This is a genomic window from Nonomuraea sp. WAC 01424, from assembly GCF_003947315.1.
Lineage (GTDB): Bacteria > Actinomycetota > Actinomycetes > Streptosporangiales > Streptosporangiaceae > Nonomuraea > Nonomuraea spiralis.
Map to the genome: position 1 here is coordinate 358,344 of NZ_QHHZ01000011.1, position 16,751 is coordinate 375,094.

15 protein-coding genes are annotated in these 16,751 nt (G+C 72.7%); 7 read left to right on the forward strand and 8 right to left on the reverse strand.

Annotation, left to right across the window (positions count from 1 at the left end):
• Nucleotides 1–59 precede the first annotated feature (59 nt).
• Nucleotides 60–1,889 carry an efflux RND transporter periplasmic adaptor subunit gene (locus DMB42_RS56060; protein WP_125638910.1) on the reverse strand — a complete coding sequence of 610 codons (1,830 nt, stop codon included), beginning with the start codon at nucleotides 1,887–1,889 and terminating at the stop codon, nucleotides 60–62.
• Between the two features lie 176 nt (nucleotides 1,890–2,065).
• Between DMB42_RS56060 and DMB42_RS30140 the strand changes: the two genes are divergently transcribed.
• Genes DMB42_RS30140 through DMB42_RS30165 form a run of 6 tightly spaced genes read left to right on the forward strand, consistent with a single transcriptional unit; the run spans nucleotide 2,066 to nucleotide 7,779 of the window.
• Nucleotides 2,066–3,163 (forward strand): efflux RND transporter periplasmic adaptor subunit, encoded by a 1,098-nt coding sequence (locus tag DMB42_RS30140; protein ID WP_125638913.1) that lies wholly within the window; start codon nucleotides 2,066–2,068, stop codon nucleotides 3,161–3,163.
• Nucleotides 3,160–3,900, forward strand: coding sequence for an ABC transporter ATP-binding protein (locus DMB42_RS30145; RefSeq protein ID WP_125638916.1), 741 nt, complete (start codon nucleotides 3,160–3,162; stop codon nucleotides 3,898–3,900). The genes DMB42_RS30140 and DMB42_RS30145 overlap by 4 nt, the downstream gene beginning before the upstream one ends.
• Nucleotides 3,887–5,146 (forward strand): ABC transporter permease, encoded by a 1,260-nt coding sequence (locus tag DMB42_RS30150; protein WP_125638919.1) that lies wholly within the window; start codon nucleotides 3,887–3,889, stop codon nucleotides 5,144–5,146. Before DMB42_RS30145 ends, DMB42_RS30150 begins: the two co-directional genes overlap by 14 nt.
• 10 nt (nucleotides 5,147–5,156) lie before the next feature.
• Nucleotides 5,157–5,636 carry a DUF5666 domain-containing protein gene (locus DMB42_RS30155; RefSeq protein ID WP_125638922.1) on the forward strand — a complete coding sequence of 160 codons (480 nt, stop codon included), beginning with the start codon at nucleotides 5,157–5,159 and terminating at the stop codon, nucleotides 5,634–5,636.
• A complete protein-coding gene (locus DMB42_RS30160; protein WP_125638925.1) occupies nucleotides 5,633–6,325 on the forward strand; it encodes a response regulator transcription factor in 693 nt (230 codons plus the stop codon). Before DMB42_RS30155 ends, DMB42_RS30160 begins: the two co-directional genes overlap by 4 nt.
• Nucleotides 6,326–6,354: 29 nt before the next feature.
• A complete protein-coding gene (locus DMB42_RS30165) occupies nucleotides 6,355–7,779 on the forward strand; it encodes a cell wall metabolism sensor histidine kinase WalK (protein WP_125638928.1) in 1,425 nt (474 codons plus the stop codon).
• Nucleotides 7,780–7,815: 36 nt separating this feature from the next.
• Here the strand turns inward: DMB42_RS30165 and DMB42_RS30170 are convergent, their stop codons facing one another.
• A complete protein-coding gene (locus DMB42_RS30170) occupies nucleotides 7,816–9,195 on the reverse strand; it encodes an FG-GAP and VCBS repeat-containing protein (protein WP_125638931.1) in 1,380 nt (459 codons plus the stop codon).
• A 136-nt stretch (nucleotides 9,196–9,331) separates the two neighbouring features.
• On the opposite strand from DMB42_RS30170, the gene DMB42_RS30175 reads away from it, so the two are divergent.
• On the forward strand, nucleotides 9,332–10,561 hold the full coding sequence (locus tag DMB42_RS30175; protein ID WP_125638934.1) for a cytochrome P450: 1,230 nt from the start codon (nucleotides 9,332–9,334) through the stop codon (nucleotides 10,559–10,561).
• Here the strand turns inward: DMB42_RS30175 and DMB42_RS30180 are convergent.
• The 6 genes from DMB42_RS30180 to ureC all read right to left on the reverse strand — a co-directional run bounded on the left by DMB42_RS30180 (nucleotide 10,551) and on the right by ureC (nucleotide 16,707).
• Nucleotides 10,551–11,957 carry an MFS transporter gene (locus DMB42_RS30180; RefSeq protein WP_125638937.1) on the reverse strand — a complete coding sequence of 469 codons (1,407 nt, stop codon included), beginning with the start codon at nucleotides 11,955–11,957 and terminating at the stop codon, nucleotides 10,551–10,553. The genes DMB42_RS30175 and DMB42_RS30180 overlap by 11 nt on opposite strands.
• A 57-nt stretch (nucleotides 11,958–12,014) precedes the next feature.
• Nucleotides 12,015–12,614 (reverse strand): TetR/AcrR family transcriptional regulator, encoded by a 600-nt coding sequence (locus tag DMB42_RS30185; RefSeq protein ID WP_125638940.1) that lies wholly within the window; start codon nucleotides 12,612–12,614, stop codon nucleotides 12,015–12,017.
• A gap of 73 nt (nucleotides 12,615–12,687) precedes the next feature.
• Complete coding sequence (locus DMB42_RS30190; protein WP_125638943.1) at nucleotides 12,688–13,629, reverse strand: urease accessory protein UreD; 942 nt, start codon at nucleotides 13,627–13,629, stop codon at nucleotides 12,688–12,690.
• Entirely contained in the window at nucleotides 13,611–14,291 is a 681-nt protein-coding gene (gene ureG / locus DMB42_RS30195) for an urease accessory protein UreG (RefSeq protein ID WP_185844932.1), read from the reverse strand. The genes DMB42_RS30190 and ureG overlap by 19 nt, the downstream gene beginning before the upstream one ends.
• Nucleotides 14,292–14,314: 23 nt before the next feature.
• Nucleotides 14,315–14,986, reverse strand: a complete 672-nt coding sequence (locus DMB42_RS30200) for an urease accessory protein UreF (RefSeq protein ID WP_125638946.1) — start codon at nucleotides 14,984–14,986, stop codon at nucleotides 14,315–14,317.
• A complete protein-coding gene (ureC, locus tag DMB42_RS30205) occupies nucleotides 14,983–16,707 on the reverse strand; it encodes an urease subunit alpha (RefSeq protein WP_125638949.1) in 1,725 nt (574 codons plus the stop codon). Before ureC ends, DMB42_RS30200 begins: the two co-directional genes overlap by 4 nt.
• Between the last annotated feature and the right edge of the window lie 44 nt (nucleotides 16,708–16,751).

The window sequence follows — 16,751 nt, forward strand, 5'->3', positions numbered from 1 at the left end:
CTGGGAACGGACTGAGGGTCCGCTGGGAACGGGCGGGGGCGCGGGCGGCGGCCGGTGGGTCAGGCGCCGGGCCAGGTGCCGTCGGGGAACTCGCCGGTGGCGGTGCCGGACATGACGACCTGGTCGCGTTCGCCGAGGCCGGAGGTGATCTCCACGTACTGGTCGCCGCGGACGCCGGTGCTGACCACCTTGGCGGCGTCGTGCCCGCCGGAGCGTACGGTGACCACCTGGGCGCCGTCGGAGCGGCTGCGTACGGCGGCGGCGGGGATGTAGATCGTGTCCCTGGCCTCGCCGGTCGTCACCGAGACCGTGGCGGTCTGGCCGAGCATGAGGCCCTTGGGCGGCTCGTCGAAGGCCAGGGTGACGGAATAGCGGACGAGCTGGTTCTCGACGGTGGCGGTCGGGGCGATGGCGGTGACCGTTCCGTCGTGGCGCTCGCCGGGGCGGGTGGCGAGGGTGATGCCGGCCTTCTGGCCTAGTTTGAGGCGGTTCACGTCGGATTCGGTGACCATGGCCTGGACCTGGAGCTCGTTCAGGTTGCCGAGGCTGATGAAGGTCCCGGTGCCGGCGGTGTCGCCGACCGTGCCCGCCACCGACAGGACGGTGCCCGAGGTGGGAGCCACGATACGGGTGGCGCGTACGGCGTCGGCGGCCTGCTCCAGGGCGGCTTCGGCGCGGTCCACGTTCGCGGCGGCCTGGTCCTCGCCGAGCCCGCCGGTCTTGGGGGCGGTGGGGGTGCGGGAGGAGGTCTTCGCGGGCGCGCAGGCGCCGGTGCCCTGGGTGGGGCGGGGGGAGCCCGTCGTCCGGGGCTTGGCCGGGGTCTTGGAAGTGGGCTTGGCGGTGGGCTTGGTGCTGGGCTTGGCGCTGGTGGACGGGGTGGGGGTGGTGGAGGGCTCGGCCGTGGTGGGCGGCTTGGCAGGGGAGGTGGACGGCGTGCCGGGGGAGGAGGTGTGGCCGCCTCCAGGGGGGTTGCCGTCGCCGGGTGGGGTGGCGGTCACGGTGACCGTGGCCGTCACGGTGACGGTCACGGTGGGCTGGGGCTCGGGGGTGTGGTGAGTCGGGGGTGAGGTGGGGGTCCTGCTGGGGGCGGCGGTCGGGGTGCCGGTCCCGCCGGGGGTGGGCGTAGGGGTGGGAGTGGCGGGCCCGTTGAGAGGCGCGTCGGTGCCGGTGCCAGGGGGGACGGTCGGGCCGAGGACGCCTTGACCCGTGGACCCGCGACTGCCGGGCCCTGGGACCGTGCCGGTGGTGGTGCCGGTGGCCGCGGTGGTGGTGGGGGTGGCAGTGGGTGTCGCCGGGCTACCCGCCGGGCTACCCGCCGGGCTCCCCGCCGGGCTCCCCGCCGGGGTGCCCGCGGGGGAGGAGGCGGCCGGAGAAGGGGCGCCGGTGGGGGAGGTCGCGGGCGGGCAGGTGGCGGAGCCACCCGCACGGCTCAGGCCGGTCCCACTGGAGGAGGTGCCGCCGCTGCGGGTCCCGGTCGCGGTCCCGGTGCTGGTGCCCGTGGCAGCGGTGGTGCTGGGGGTGGTCGTGGTGGTCGTGGTGGCGGTGGTGAGGGCTGATTGGGCGGCGGCGAGGTCGGCCTTGGCGGCTGTGTACGCCTCGCGTGCCGAACGCCCGTCGATCCTGGCCAGCACCTGGCCCTTGGCCACCTTGGTCCCGACCTTGACGTACACCTTGGTCAGCGGGCCGGACGAGCCGAACGCCAGGTCCCGCCGGGCCCCGTCCACCGTGTTGCCGGCGGCGCTGACCAGGGCCGTGACCTGGCCGCGCTGGGCGGCGGCGAGCCGTACCCGGACGGCGGGAGGGTCGTCGTCGCGGAGTGCCAGCGCCAGGCCCGACCCGGCGACGAGCACGGCGAGGGCGAGCCCGCCCAGCGCGAAAGTCGGTCTCATGGGCGTCCATCCTGGCCGACCAGGTTCGCGGCAGCCTGCGAGCAGCCTGAGAGTTACCTGTGTGACCCCGTACGGGCCAAGGTTGTCAGCGAACGTTCAGCTACGTCACGGCTGCGGCGCAGGCTGGTGTGCAAGGGTCACCGGCTGTGAAGGTGTCGACAAGGCGCAGAGCGCTGATGACCAACGGAGCACTGGGCGTGCTCCTGCTGGGCGGTGCCGTGCTCGCCTATACCCAGCTCGGCACGGACCGGGCGGCCGGCGAGACGACCGTGCGCACGGTGAACGCGAGCCGCGGCTCGGTGACCGCCTCGGTGTCCGCGTCGGGCGCGGTGGCCAGTTCGAAGACGAGAGCTCTGTCGTTCGGTACGAGCGGCACGGTCGAGCAGATCTACGTGAAGGCCGGGGACAAGGTCGACAAGGGCGACATCCTGGCCAGGCTGGACGACTCCGCCGCCCAGGAGAGCCTGTCGGCGGCCAAGGCCACGTACCAGAGCGCGCTCGACGACGGCACCGGCACGGCCGCGCTCTACGCCTCCTACGTCAAGGCGCGCAACGCCTACCGCGAGGCCCAGCGCACGGTCGCGGCCACCGTCCTGCGGGCGCCTTTCAAGGGCACGGTCACGGCGGTGAACGGATCCGTCGGAGGCACCGCCTCCGGCCCGGGCGGCGGAGGCAGCCAGGGCCAGTCCCAGGGCCAGTCCCAGAGCACCGCCACCGGTACGGGCGGCTTCGTCGACCTGGCCGACACCGGCAGGCTCCAGCTCGTGGGCACCTTCACCGAGTCCGACGTCGGCAAGCTCGACCAGGGCCAGGCCGCCACCGTGACCTTCGACGCCCTGCCCGGCGTGACCGCGAGCGGCAAGGTCACGCAGATCCAGCCGGTGGCCTCCACCAGCAACAACGTCGTCCAGTACCCGGTCACGGTCACCTTCACGAAGGTCCCGGCCCAGGTCAGGCTGGGACAGACCGCCACCGTCGAGGTCGTCGTCGGCCGGGCGGACGACGTCGTCACCGTCCCCTCCACCGCGGTCTCCACCAGCGGCGGCCAGGCCATGGTCACGCTGCTCCAGAACGGCCGCCAGGTCAGGACTACGGTCGAGGTCGGCGTCCGGGGCACGGCGCTCACCGAGATCAAGTCGGGCGTGTCCGAGGGCGACCAGCTCGTCCCCCCGGCGACCGGCACGCAGACCGGCACGCAGAGCGGCACCAACCAGCGCGGCGGGTTCGGCGGCGGGTTCCCCGGCGGTGGCGGCATGCCGGGAGGCGGGCGATGACGGCCCCCGCCCCGGTCCTGCGCGTACGGAACCTCGTCAAGGAGTACGGCGAGGGCGACGCCAGGGTACGCGCCCTGCGCGGCGTCAGCCTGGACGTCGAACGCGGCGACTACGTCGCCATCATGGGCGCCTCCGGCTCCGGCAAGTCCACCCTGATGAACATCCTCGGCTGCCTCGACGTGCCCAGCTCGGGCACGTACCTGATCGACGGCGCGGACGTGGGACGGCTGGACGAGCACCAGCTCGCGATCCTGCGCAACCGCCGGGTGGGGTTCGTGTTCCAGTCCTTCAACCTGATCCCGCGCATGAGCGCGCTGGCCAACGTCGAACTGCCGCTCGTGTATGGCGGCGTCGGCCAGGCCGAGCGGCGCTCGCGCGCCCTGGCCGCGCTGGAGCAGGTCGGGCTGACCGACCGCGTGCACCACGAGCCGAACCAGCTCTCCGGCGGCCAGCAGCAGCGCGTGGCCGTGGCCAGGGCGCTGGTCACCGCGCCCGCGCTGCTGCTCGCCGACGAGCCCACCGGCAACCTGGACACCGCCTCCACCCGCGACGTGCTGGAGATCCTGGACCGGCTCAGCGAGTCGGGACGCACGATCGTGCTCATCACCCACGAGGACGACGTCGCCGCGCACGCCGAACGGGTGATCCGGCTGGTGGACGGCGAGATCGTGGAGGACCGCCGCCAGTCGCCGGTCGACGGACTCCCTCCGAGGGCGGCGGCCAGTGAACCAGTTTGAGATCCTCCGCTTCGCGCTGCGCGGCCTGCTGGCCAACAAGATGCGCAGCGCCCTGACCACCCTGGGCATCCTCATCGGCGTCGCCGCGGTCATCCTGCTGGTGGCGGTCGGCGAGGGCTCCTCGCAGAGGATCCAGAAGAACATCCAGCGGCTCGGCGCCAACACGCTGACGGTCTCCCCGTCCTTCTCGGGCGGGGGCGGCGCAGGCGGCTTCGGCGGGCGCGCACCCGGTGGCGGCGGCGGCAACACCGGGCCGCGTACGCAGGCCAGGCAGCTCAGCCTGGCCGACGCCAAGGCGCTGACCGACCGGACGCTCGCGCCGTCGGTCAAGTCCGTCTCGCCGGTGGTCAACGCCTCCTCCTCGACCGCCGCGTACGGCGCCGCCAGCCACACGATCGCGCAGTTCGTCGGCACCTACCCCAGCTACTTCGAGGCCATGAACAAGCCTGTGGCCAAGGGCACGTACTTCTTCAACGACGACGTGCTGGCCGCGCGGAAGGTCGTGGTGCTGGGGCAGACGGTGGTGGAGGAGCTGTTCGGCACGGTCGATCCGATCGGTCGGCAGGTCAGCGTGTCCGGGGTGCCGTTCACGGTGGTGGGGGTGCTCAAGGAGAGCGGCTCCACCGGCATGCAGGACGCCGACGACGTGGCCGTCGCGCCGCTGCCGGCCGTGCAGCAGAGCCTGAGCGGGTTCGGCTCGCTCGGCTCGATCGTGGTGCAGGCCACCGGCGCGCAGGCCACCACGGCGGCGCAGTCGGAGGTGAGCGCCATCCTCAACCAGCGGCACGGCATCACCGGCGGCAACCCCGACTACCGGATTCTCAACCAGGCCACGCTGCAGGAGACGGTCAGCGAGGCGACCGGCACCTTCACCGTGCTGCTCGGCGCCGTCGCGGCGATCTCGCTGCTGGTGGGCGGCATCGGCATCACCAACATCATGCTGGTCACCGTGACCGAGCGGACCCGGGAGATCGGCATCCGCAAGGCGATCGGCGCGCCGCGCGGCGCGATCCTGGGCCAGTTCCTGATGGAGGCCACGGTGCTCAGCCTGGTCGGCGGGCTGCTGGGGGTGCTGGTGGCCTTCATCGGCACCCGGTTCACCGTGGCCGGCATCGAGCCGGTCCTCGTGCCGTCGTCCGTCGCGCTGGCGCTGGGCGTCTCGGTGGGGATCGGGCTCTTCTTCGGCAGTTATCCCGCCAACAGGGCGGCCAAGCTCCGGCCGATCCAGGCCCTGCGGCATGAGTAAGGAGAATGACATGGACCGGCTCGACTCCTCGCCCTTCCCCGACGACCTCGGGGAGGAGCTCGCCGTCCGGCCGCGCAAGGGCGTCTCGAAGCTGACGCTCGGGCTGGCCGCCGGCGTCGTGCTGGTGGCGGGCGTCCTGATCGGGATCCAGGCGGGCAAGCTGTTCGGCACGTCCTCGGCCGCGCCCGCCGCCGAGCCGCTCCAACGTACGAACGGCCAGCTCCCCGGCGGTTCCGGGCAGCGCATGGGCGGCGGTACGGTCGGCACCGTCGAGAAGGTCGACGGCGACAAGGTCTACGTCAAGACCATGGACGGCTCCACGGTCACGGTGACCACCAGCGACCAGACCACGGTCCAGATCTCCAAGCCGGGCAAGGTGGCCGACCTGGCCGCCGGCACCACGGTCGTGGTACGCGGGCAGCAGTCCGGCGACGGCTCGGTCACCGCGACCGCGATCACGCAGGGGACGCAGGGAGGGGGCCCGCGATGAACGAACCCGAGGCCAGGCTGCTGGTGGTCGACGACGAGCCCAACATCAGGGAGCTGTTCTCGGCCAGCCTGCGGATGGCCGGGTTCGAGGTGCTGACCGCCGCCGACGGGCGGGAGGCACTTCGGGTGGCCGAGGAGAGCACGCCTGACCTGGTGATGCTCGACGTGATGCTGCCCGACCTCGACGGCCTGGCGGTCGCGGGAAGGCTGCGGTCCCGCGGCCGCCGGGTCCCGGTGTTGTTCGTGACGGCCAAGGACACGCCGGAGGACAGACTCGCGGGCCTCGGGCTCGGCGAGGACTACGTGACCAAGCCGTTCAGCCTGGAGGAGGTCATCGCCCGGATCCGGGCGGTGCTGCGCAGGACCCGCAGGGGCGCGCCGCCGCCCCACCGGATGCGGATCGCCGACCTGGAGCTGGACGAGGAGAGCCACGAGGTCTGGCGCGACGGCATCCCGGTGCGGTTGTCGCCCACGGAGTTCCGGCTGCTGCGGTACTTCATGCTGAACGTCGGCCGGGTGCTGTCCAAGACGCAGATCCTCGACCACGTCTGGAACGGCGACTGGCGCACCGACGTGGGACTGGTGGAGTCGTACGTGTCCTACCTGCGCCGCAAGATCGACACCGGTGACCGGAAGTACCTGCACACGCTGCGCGGAGTGGGCTACATCCTGCGCCCGCCCCGGATATGAGGAAGCACCTCGCGCGCACCCCTCTCTGGATGCGCCTGGTCTCGGCCACGCTGCTGCTGGTCACCCTCGCCATCACGCTGACCGGCCTGTTCGCCGTACGGCTGCTGCGCGGGTACCTGGTCGAGCGGGTGGACCGGCAACTGCTGGCGGCCAGCGCGCCGCGCGACCTCCCGCCGCCGCCCGACGCCTGGCCGGCCGGGCACCAGCCGCAGCGCTTCTTCGGGCTGTTCCACTCGGTGCTGGTGGACGCGGGCGGCGCCACGGTACGGGTGATGAGCGAGTCCACCGAGGAGCACACGCCCAGGCTGCCCCGGCTGACCAGCGCGGACGTCGCCGCGCGGGGCGGGCGGCCGTTCACCGTCGAGCAGCTCGTGCCCGGCGGGCCGAACTGGCGGGTGGTCGCCGTGCCCGGCCGCGACGGCGGCAGCCGGATGATCGCCATCAGCCTCGGCGACGTCGAGGGGACCGTGGGCAGGCTGGCCCTGATCGTGGCCTTCGCCGGCGGCGGCACGCTGATCGTGCTCGGCGTCGCCTGCTACTGGCTGGTCCGGCGGAGCCTGCGCCCGCTGCGCGAGATCGCCCGTACGGCCAAGGACATCGCGGGCGGCGACCTGTCGCGCCGGGTGCCGATGTGGGCGAACACCACCGAGGTCGGCAAGCTCGGCCGTTCGCTCAACGGCATGCTGGCCCAGATCGAGTCGGCGGTGCGCGAACGGGAGGCGGCGGCGGAGTCGGCCCGCGAGTCGGCGACGGCGGCGCGGCGTTCGGAGGAGGTCATGCGCCGGTTCATGGCCGACGCCTCGCACGAGCTGCGCACACCGCTGACCTCGATCAGGGGGTTCGCCGAGCTGTTCCGGCTGGGGGCGGAGAAGGACCTGACCGAGGCCGTACGGCTGCTGAGCCGCATCGAGGGACAGGCCGCGCGCATGGGGCTGCTGGTGGAGGACATGTTGCTGCTGGCCAGGCTCGACCAGCGGCGCGAGCTGGCACGGCGGCAGGTGGACCTGCTCAGCCTGGCCGCGACCGCCGTGATCGACGCCCAGACGCTCGCCCCCGACCGCCGGATCGAGCTGGTACGCCTGGACGGCGGCGAGGGCGAGGTGCCGGTCACCGGCGACGAGTCGCGGCTCGGCCAGGTGCTCGGGAACCTGGTGAGCAACGCGCTGCACCACACGCCGCCCGGGACGCCGTTCGAGGTGCGCGTGGGGCTGGACGGCGAGCGGGCCGTGGTGGAGGTGGCCGACGAGGGGCCGGGGTTCCCGCCGGAGGTGGCCGAGCGGGTGTTCGAGCGGTTCTACCGGGCCGACCCGGCGCGCGGCGTGGGCGGGGCCGGGCTGGGGTTGTCGATCGCGGCGACGCTGGTGGAGGCGCACGGCGGGATCATCATGGCGGAGGGCGAGCCGGGCAAGGGCGCCGTCTTCCGCGTTCTCCTCCCGGCCGCGCCCCGCCCGTAGCCGCTCCCCGCCCCCCGGGCCGTGTGGGCGCGGGGGTCAGCCGAAGGTGTAGCCGTACAGGCCGGTGCCATTGGAGAGCTCGCGGAGGCGGCCCAGGCGCAGGCCCGACTCGCGGACGCCGGGGGCGTACATGACCAGGCCCTGGTCGGGGGCGGCGACCATGAGCCCGTACAGGGGGCGTGCGGCGTTCAGCGTGCGGTAGCGGCCGCCCCAGCCGGGCAGCGCGGCCAGCGAGGCGCCGAAGTCGCGTCCCTTGCCCTTGATCAGCAGGTTCCCCACCCGGGTCAGGCCGCCCGACGCGCGTCCCTGGAGCACCTGGACGGCGTGCTCGCCGGGCACCCCGATGGCCAGCTCGTCCCTGCCGTCGCCGGTGAAGTCCCCGGCGGCCAGCGCCGCGCCGAACCGGTCGTAGTAGCGCGGCTCGCCCTTCAGCGACCGTTGCGACCACGCCTCGCTCCCGTGGGTGCGCAGGCCGGCGCGCGAGCCGTACAGGACGTCCACGGTGCCGTCGCCGTAGTCCATGGCCCGCTGGTTCTCGCTGAGGCCCTCGCCGGGGACGCCGATCGCCAGGTCGTCGCGTCCGTCGCCGTTGAAGTCGCCCACGGCCAGCGCGACGCCGAAGGCGTCCCACTTCTCCGAGGCGCCGGCGATCCCGGGCGAGCTCTGCGTGAGCTGCCGTGCCTGGCGGGCGCGCGGGTCGAGCACGGTCACCGAGCCCTGGCCGTCCAGGGGCGCGCTGTCGGCGGGCGCGCCGACGGCCAGCTCGTCCTTACCGTCGCCGTCGAAGTCCCCGGCCGCGAGCGCCGCGCCCCACTGGTCGGTGACGTTCGCCGCCTGCCGCACCCACCGCGTCTTCTGAGTGATTTGGTACGCCTTCCGCCCCTTCATCCCATAGACGGTGACCGCCCCGCCCGAGGCATAGCTGGGCGAGCCCACGGCCAGCTCGTCCACGCCGTCGCCGTCGAAGTCCCCGGCCGCCAGCGCCGCGCCGAACCGGTCGCTGCCGCGCCCGGCCGGAGCCAGCTCCTTCCCCGTCACCAGGCCGCCGGGCGAGCCGTCGAAGATCTGCACGACGCCGTTGCCGTCCGCGCCGGGCACCCGGGCCCCGGTGAACTCCTCCGACACGCCGACCGCCAGATCGGCGCAGCGGTCGCCGTTGAAGTCGCCCACGGCCAGCGCCGAGCCGAAGGAGTCCCCGGGTTCCGCGCCGGGCTGGGTGAGCTTGACGGTCCGGCCCGATCCGTACATGACGGTGACCGAGCCGGCCCTGGAGTCGTCGTACGGGGCGGCGACGGCGAGGTCGGCGCGGCCGTCGCCGTCGAAGTCGAGGGGGTGCCCGCCGCACGCGCGCGCGGCGGCGGGTCCGGTGCCGGAGACGAGGGGGACGACCAGGCAGGCGGCGAGCAACGCGTTCATACGGACAGTCATGTCCGTCCAGGTCGAACCCGGACTTAACACCACGAGAACGGGCCAGGAGGGCATGATGCACATCCGCTTCGGAAGGGACTTTCGACCCGTCCGCCCGGCGGCGGGAACGTGCCAGGATAGACGGGTGGACATCGACCTCGCTGATCTGGACTTCTGGCGCAAACCGCTCAAAGAACGGAACGAGGCCTTCGCCCGGCTCCGGCAACTGGAGCACCCGGTGTTCTTCCCGGAGAAGAAGGTGCCCCTCCTCCGCTCCGGCAAGGGCTTCTACGCCCTCGTCCGCCACGCGGACGTCGTCGAGGCCAGCCGCAACGCCAAGATCTTCTCCAGCGAGCCCGCCGTGACCAACCCGGAGCCGCCCGGCTGGGTCAAGCAGGTGTTCGGCGAGTCCATGGTCAACATGGACGACCCCCGCCACGCCCGCCTGCGCCGCATCGTGACGCGCTCGTTCAGCCCCAAGATGCTGGCGGGCCTCCAGGGCGACATCGAGGCCGCCTGCGCCCGCATCGTCGACGACGTGGTCGCCGAGGGCCCCCGTGACTTCGTCGCACAGGTGGCCGCCCGGCTGCCCATCCACGTCATCTGCGACATGCTCGACATCCCGCAGGAGCTGCGCGCCAAGGTCCACCAGCACGTCGACATCTCCACCGCCTACACCGGCCTGCGCCCGAGCCTGGCCCGCAGCGTTCAGATGGCCGGCCAGAACATGCTGGCCCTGCTGGCCCTGCAGCGCATGGTCATCAAGCTCGGCCACGAGCGCGTCGCCGAGCCCAAGGGCGACCTGGTCTCGCTCCTGGTCAACGCCAACCCCGACGGCGAGAAGCTGACCGACAAGGAGCTGGGCTCGTTCTTCTCGCTGCTGCTGGTCGCGGGCAACGAGACCGCCCGCAACACCATGGCCCACGGCATCCGGCTGCTGACCGAGAACCCGGCCCAGCGCGAGCTGCTGACCGCCGACTTCGACGCCCACATCAACGGCGCGATCGAGGAGATGGTCCGCTACGTCTCGCCCATCATGCAGTTCCGCCGCACGGTCACCGAGGACTGCACGCTGCGCGGGCTGGAGCTGAAGCAGGGCGACAAGGTCGTGCTCTTCTACGGCTCCGCCAACCGGGACGAGTCGGTCTTCCCCGACCCCGACACGTTCGACATCACCCGCGACACCAAGCCCCACGTCGGGTTCGGCGGGCCGGGCCCGCACTTCTGCCTGGGCGCCAACCTGGCCAGGCAGGAGATGCGCACGATGTTCAGGGAGCTGCTGACCAGGCTGCCCGGCATCCGCTCGGTGGGTGAGCCCGACCTGCTGCTGTCCAACTTCGACAACAGCGTGCGCGGCCAGGCGTTCACGTACTGACGGCTTCGGGCTCTCCGGCCAGTACGTTCGTCCTGATGGTGAAGAAGGTGATGGCCGCGGCGACCGCCATCATCACGGCGCTGATCAGCATGGCCGACCGGAACCCGGCGTTGAACACCGGCGGGTTCTCGAACGCGTCGCCCACCAGCCCGACCAGCGGCGGCACGGCGGCCACCGCCAGCAGGCTGCCGGTGCGCGCCACGGCGTTGTTGACGCCGCTGGCCGTGCCGGCGTAACGCTCGTCGGCCGTGGCCAGCACCGTCGCGGTCAGCGGCGCGACCGCCGCCGACAGGCCCAGCCCGAAGACGGCCGCCGCGGGCAGCACCAGCAGCGGGTAGGAGGCGTGCGGGCCGATCATGCTCATCAGCACGAACCCGGCCCCCGCCAGCAGGATCCCCAGCGTCATCGGCCAGCGCGGACCGAACCGCCGGGCCGTCTCCCCGGCCCTCGACGACAACAACATCATGAGGATCGTGGTCGGCAACATCGACAGCCCCGCCGCGATGGGCGAGAACCCGGACACCACCTGGAGCTGGATCACCAGCAGGAAGAACACCACGCCCATGGCGGCGTACATGATGAGCGTGACGACGTTGACCGCCGTGAAGACGTGGTTCCTGAAGATGGCGACCGGCACCAGCGCGTCGGGCGACCTGCGCCGCTCGGTCACCACGAACGCCACCCCGAGCAGCGCGCCCGCGATCAGCGGCACCGGCGCGCCCCTCTCGATCAGCCCGTACGTGATCCCGGCCAGCGCCAGCGCGGCCAGCACCGAGCCGAGCACGTCGAAGCGCCCGGCCGCCTGCTCGTCCCGGCTCTCCGGCACGTGCCGCAGCGTGACCAGCACCACGATCAGCGCGAACGGCAGGTTGATCAGGAACGCCCACCGCCAGCCCGCCGTCTGCACCAGCCAGCCGCCGAGCAGCGGCCCGATCGCGCTGGGCACGCCCCCGAGCCCGGACCACACCCCGACGGCCCGCGGCCGGTCCTGCTTGACGAACGACGCCTGGATGATGGCCAGCGACCCCGGCGTGAGCAGCGCGCCGCCGACGCCCTGCAACGCGCGCGCCCCGATGAGGAACTCGATGTTCGGCGACAGGCCGCACAGCGCCGAGGCCACGGCGAACCAGACCGTGCCGATGAGGAAGATCTTGCGCCGCCCGTAGCGGTCACCCAGCGAGCCGCCCAGCAGGATCAGGCCGGCCAGGGTGAGCGTGTAGGCGTTGACGGTCCACTGCAGGCCGTCCATGGCCGCGTTCAGCTCCTTGCCCAGGAAGGGCAGCGCGACGTTGACCACGGTGCTGTCGAGCAGGGCCAGCCCCGACCCGAGCACGGTCGCGCTCAGGATCCATCGCCCTCGTGCGGACTTGACCTGGACGTGACCGTTCTGCTCCATATGACAATCTTGTCACCGGCCCCGCCGCCCTCCGGAGGCCACCCCGGCGTTCGCGCCCTACGGGCGGGAGCCGAGGGCCCGCAACACGAAACCCGACACCGCCGCCTCGGCCTGCTCGGGCGTGACCTCGCCGCTGATCAGCGGCACCCGCTCGGCCCCGATCACGGCCAGCACCATCCGGGCCGTCGCCCCCACCTCGGCCACCTGGAAGTCGCCCGACTCCACCCCGCTGTCGAGGATCTCCACCAGCACCCGCTGCATGGGCGCGACGTGCTCGGCGAGCTGCTGGTAGGCGTCGGGCCCGAGCGCCGCGCCGAGGTCGGCCGCGCCCGGGTGGGGGTGGGCGAGCAGCCCCGCGAGCTGGAGCCGGACGAAGGCGCGCAGCCGGTCGGCGGGCGAGGCCTCCTCGGGCAGCTCCCGCTCGTAGCTCTCGATGAAGTAGCTGGTCACGCGCTCGGTGAAGGCCAGCAGCAGCGCGGCCTTGTCGGGGAAGTAGTTGTAGAGGACCGTGCGGGTGATGCCGGCCTCGTGGGCCACGTCGGTCAGGGAGATGGCGTCGATGCCCTGGGCCCTGGACAGGCGCGAGACGGCCTGAAGGATGCGGTCGCGCGTCTGGGCACGATGCTCGCCGATCGTGGCGGCCGAGATGCGGGGCATAGGCCCATGGTAGGCCGGATCCTCCCGCCCGTGCCCGCGACGGCCTCCGCAGGCGAAAGGACCGGTGGGTGGGTCAGGGTTTGCGGCGGTCCGGGGCCGGGGCGCCGGCGGCGGCGCGGCGGGCGAGGTCCCACAGGCGCTCCAGGGTGGCGAGTACGGGCGGCGACTCCGGGCCGAGCAGCCGTACCCAGGCGCCCGCGCCGTTGGGCAGGGTGCTGGCCCCGCCCGCCAGCCCGCTGCCGACCGCCGTCTCGTGCAGCGTCCCGGCCAGCTCGTCGGCGGGCACGGCGGAGGTGATCACGTACAGGGTGGACAACACGCCGTGGCCGCCGAACATGGCCGGGCCGGTGACCGGCGCCCGCTCCGGCACGAGCCTGATCGGGTCGGCGAACAGCAGCCCGCCGTCGGCGCCGTGGACGTCCAGGTCGGTGCAGAACGCGGTGTAGGCGTGCCGCTCGCCGCGGGCCAGCCGCCCGGCCATCACGGTCTCGCCGAGGATCACCGTCGCGCCCGGCCCCGCGCTCACCCGGGTCCGCTGGTAGAAGCGGGACCCGGCGAACGGGATCACCGGATCCGGCAGGTACTCCAGGTAGCCGTCCCGCTCCACGGCGATGGACACGAGCTGGGTGGCGTAGTCCTGCTCCATCCGGTAGAGCTTGGTGGCCGCCTGCGTGGTCACGTGCACGGCCGCCCCCGGGCCGCAGGTCAGGTCGAGGCGGAGGCGGTCCGCCTGGAGCACCCCGCCGCCGGTGGACATCACGATCACGTACGGCAGGTCGGGCCGGGCCGCGTCGTAGTAGTGCGGCCGCATGATCTGCAACGGCGCCTTCTGGTAATGGCCGGTCAGCTCGGTACGCCCGCCGCGCCGCTCGAAGGCCAGCTCCAGCACGCCGACCTTGCCCGGGCTGCCCACCGGCAGCATGTCGGGTACGTCGGCGTGCCGGGCCACGTCCGCCGGGATCGAGTCGATCGTGTAGTGGCCGGCGGCCAGCCGGTCTACCGGGCCGGCGAGCATGCCGGTCTGCCGCTGAGCACGAAGTCGGCCACCTCGGGCACGCCGGTCCCCTTCAGGGAGTCGGTCAGGATGACCGGCCGGCCCTGGCGGACCCGGTCGGCGTCGCGCACCAGGTCCTCCAGGTCGGCCCGCACGTACGGGGCGATGTCGATCTTGTTGATGACGAGCAGGTCGGAGTCGGTGATGCCGGGCCCCCGCTTGCGCGGCATCTTGTCGCCCTCGCCGGTGTCGAGGACGAACACGTACACGTCGGCCAGGGCGGGGCTGAAGGTGAGGGTCAGGTTGTCGCCGCCGCTCTCGTACAGCAGGGTGTCGATGTCGGGGAAACGTTCCAGCATCTCGGCCCCGGCGGCCAGGTTCATCGTCGGGTCGTCGCGCACGGCGGTGTGCGGGCAGGAGCCGGTCTCGACGCCCACGACCCGGGCGGGGTCCAGCACACCGTCCAGGGTGCGCCGGACGTGCTCGGCGTCCTCCTGGGTGTAGATGTCGTTGGTGATGACGGCCACGTCGCGGCCGCGTTCGAGCAGGATGGGCACCAGCGCCTCGATGAGCGCGGTCTTGCCGGACCCGACCGGGCCGCCGACGCCGATCTTGAAGACGTGGTCCAGGGCGGTGCCCGTGGGCCCGCTCGCGGTGGTGTGCGGGTGGTGGTGATGGTGCATGCGGATGCCCTCTTTTTCAGGTCTCAGGTGGCGAACAGCCGGGCCTCGGCGCGTTCGTGGGCGGCGCTCATCGTGTCCGCGAGCGGCGTGGCGGCGTGCAGGTCGAGCGGGCCGCGGGCGGCCAGGGCGTGCGCGGCGGCCCGCCCGAGCGCGACGGCCGCGCCGTGCAGGGTGGCCTGGGCCTGCCGGAAGTCCAGCCGGCGCAGCCGTACGGCGGCGCTGACCCAGCTCGCGGCGAAGGCGTACAGGTCGCCGGTCACCGCGTCGCCCTCCGGGACGCCGAGCCCGGCGTAGGCCGTGCCCAGCACGACGGCGTGGTTGCCCGGGGTGGTCCTGGCCTCGACCAGCTCCGACAGGCGTGCCAGCTCCGGCGTCGCGAAGACCAGGGCGGCCGTCCGCAGGACCTGGTTGCCGGTCCTGGTGGCCGCGGCCCGGATCTCCCGGCCGAGCTTGACGGCGTGCAGCCGCCGGTCGACCTCGACGACCGCGTCCCAGTCGCCCGCCGTCACCACCCGGTGGACCAGCACCAGCGCGGTGGCGTCGCCCGGACCCGCCGCGTGCAGCAGCAGGTCCTCCAGCAGCGCGGCGACGTCCACCGGACCGGCCTGCGCGTACGCCTCCAGCCCGTGCGAGAGCGTGTAGAGGCCGCCAGGGAAGGCCGAGTCGGTGAGCTGGAGCTGGGCGAGCAGGCTCATGCCAGGAAGAACAGGTGGTTCAGCGGCAGCTCCTGCGCCGGCGCGATCGTCGCGTGCTCGCCGTCCACCGTGACCTTGAACGTCTCCGGGTCCACGGTGATCTTCGGCAGCGCGTTGTTGCGGATCATGTGCCGCTTGTCCACCGTACGGGTGTGGCGCACCTTGGCGATCAGCCGTTGCAGGCCGAGCCGCTCCGGCACCCCGGCGGCCCTGGCGGCGTCCGGCAGGAACGTCACGTTGCTCTTGCGCTGAGCCATCCCCATCGCGCCGTACATCGGCCGGTAGTAGACGGGTTGCGGCGTGGGCAGCGAGGCGTTCGGGTCGCCCATCTGCGACCAGTTGATCAGGCCGCCCTTGACCACGAGGGCGGGCTTGGCGGCGAACGAGGTGAACGGCCACAACACGATGTCGGCCAGCTTGCCGTCCTCCAGCGAGCCGACGGTCTCGGCGATGCCGGTCGTACGGGCCGGGTTGATGGTCAGCTTGGCCAGGTAGCGCAGCACCCGGGCGTTGTCGTTGCGCTCGGAGTCCTCCGGCAGCCTGCCGCGCTGGTCCTTGCAGTGGTGGGCGGTCTGGAAGGCGCGGGTGAAGGTCTCCCCGACCCGGCCCATCGCCTGGGAGTCGGAGGAGAACATGCTGATCACGCCCATGTCCTGCAACACGGTCTCGGCGGCGATGGTCTCCACCCGCACCCGGCTGTCGGCGAAGGAGACGTCCTCGGGGATGTCGTGGTTGAGGTGGTGGCAGACCATCACCATGTCCAGCAGTTCGTCCGCCGAGTTGACCGTGTACGGCAGCGTCGGGTTCGTCGAGGACGGCAGCGCGTTCGGCTCGCCGGCGATGCGGATCATGTCCGGCGCGTGTCCGCCGCCGGCGCCCTCGGTGTGGAAGGTGTGGATCGCGCGGCCGTTGATGGCGCTGATCGTGTCCTCCAGGTAGCCGGCCTCGTTGAGGCTGTCGGCGTGCAGCGCCACCTGGACGTCGTACTCGTCGGCCACCCGCAGCGCGCAGTCCACCACCGCCGGGGTGGAGCCCCAGTCCTCGTGCACCTTCAGCGCGCACGCCCCGGCCTCGATCTGCTCGGCCAGCGCGGCGGGCAGGCTGCCGTTGCCCTTGGCCATGATGCCGATGTTGACCGGCAGCGCCTCGACGGCCTGCAACATGCGGCCGATGTTCCACGGGCCGGGCGTGCAGGTGGTGCCGCGGGTGCCGTCGGTGGGGCCGGTGCCGCCGCCGATCAGCGTCGTGATGCCGTTGGTGAGCGCGTTCTGGGCCTGCTGCGGCGCGATCAGGTGCACGTGCGGGTCGATGGCGCCCGGGGTGGCGATCATGTTCTCGCCGGCCAGCACCTCGGTCCCGGCGCCGATGACCAACCGGCGGTCCACGCCGTTCTGGGTGTGCGGGTTGCCCGCCTTGCCGATCCCGACGATCCGGCCGTCCTTGATGCCGATGTCGCCCTTCACGACGCCGAGCACCGGGTCCAGCACGACCGCGTTGGTGATCACCAGGTCGAGCGCGATCGTGGCGTTCTGGGAGCCGGGGTCGGACGCCATGCCGTCGCGGGCGGTCTTGCCGCCGCCGTAGACGGCCTCGTCGCCGTAGTAGCCGGCCGAGTGGTCCTTCTCGATCTCGATCACCAGGTTGGTGTCGGCCAGTCGCACCCGGTCGCCCACGGTGGGGCCGAACATGGACACGTACTGCTTGCGGTTCATCGTGCTCATCGGTTCAGGCCTTCTTCTTCCTGGCGGCCGGCTTCTTCGCGGCG

Coding starts and splice junctions, on each gene's coding strand:
- DMB42_RS56060 (WP_125638910.1), bottom strand. CDS start 1,889: ATGAGACCGACTTTCGCGCTGGGCGGGCTCGCCCTCGCCGTGCTCGTC.
- DMB42_RS30140 (WP_125638913.1), top strand. CDS start 2,066: ATGACCAACGGAGCACTGGGCGTGCTCCTGCTGGGCGGTGCCGTGCTC.
- DMB42_RS30145 (WP_125638916.1), top strand. CDS start 3,160: ATGACGGCCCCCGCCCCGGTCCTGCGCGTACGGAACCTCGTCAAGGAG.
- DMB42_RS30155 (WP_125638922.1), top strand. CDS start 5,157: ATGGACCGGCTCGACTCCTCGCCCTTCCCCGACGACCTCGGGGAGGAG.
- DMB42_RS30160 (WP_125638925.1), top strand. CDS start 5,633: ATGAACGAACCCGAGGCCAGGCTGCTGGTGGTCGACGACGAGCCCAAC.
- DMB42_RS30165 (WP_125638928.1), top strand. CDS start 6,355: ATGCGCCTGGTCTCGGCCACGCTGCTGCTGGTCACCCTCGCCATCACG.
- DMB42_RS30170 (WP_125638931.1), bottom strand. CDS start 9,195: ATGAACGCGTTGCTCGCCGCCTGCCTGGTCGTCCCCCTCGTCTCCGGC.
- DMB42_RS30180 (WP_125638937.1), bottom strand. CDS start 11,957: ATGGAGCAGAACGGTCACGTCCAGGTCAAGTCCGCACGAGGGCGATGG.
- DMB42_RS30185 (WP_125638940.1), bottom strand. CDS start 12,614: ATGCCCCGCATCTCGGCCGCCACGATCGGCGAGCATCGTGCCCAGACG.
- DMB42_RS30190 (WP_125638943.1), bottom strand. CDS start 13,629: ATGCTCGCCGGCCCGGTAGACCGGCTGGCCGCCGGCCACTACACGATC.
- ureG (WP_185844932.1), bottom strand. CDS start 14,291: ATGCACCATCACCACCACCCGCACACCACCGCGAGCGGGCCCACGGGC.
- DMB42_RS30200 (WP_125638946.1), bottom strand. CDS start 14,986: ATGAGCCTGCTCGCCCAGCTCCAGCTCACCGACTCGGCCTTCCCTGGC.
- ureC (WP_125638949.1), bottom strand. CDS start 16,707: ATGAGCACGATGAACCGCAAGCAGTACGTGTCCATGTTCGGCCCCACC.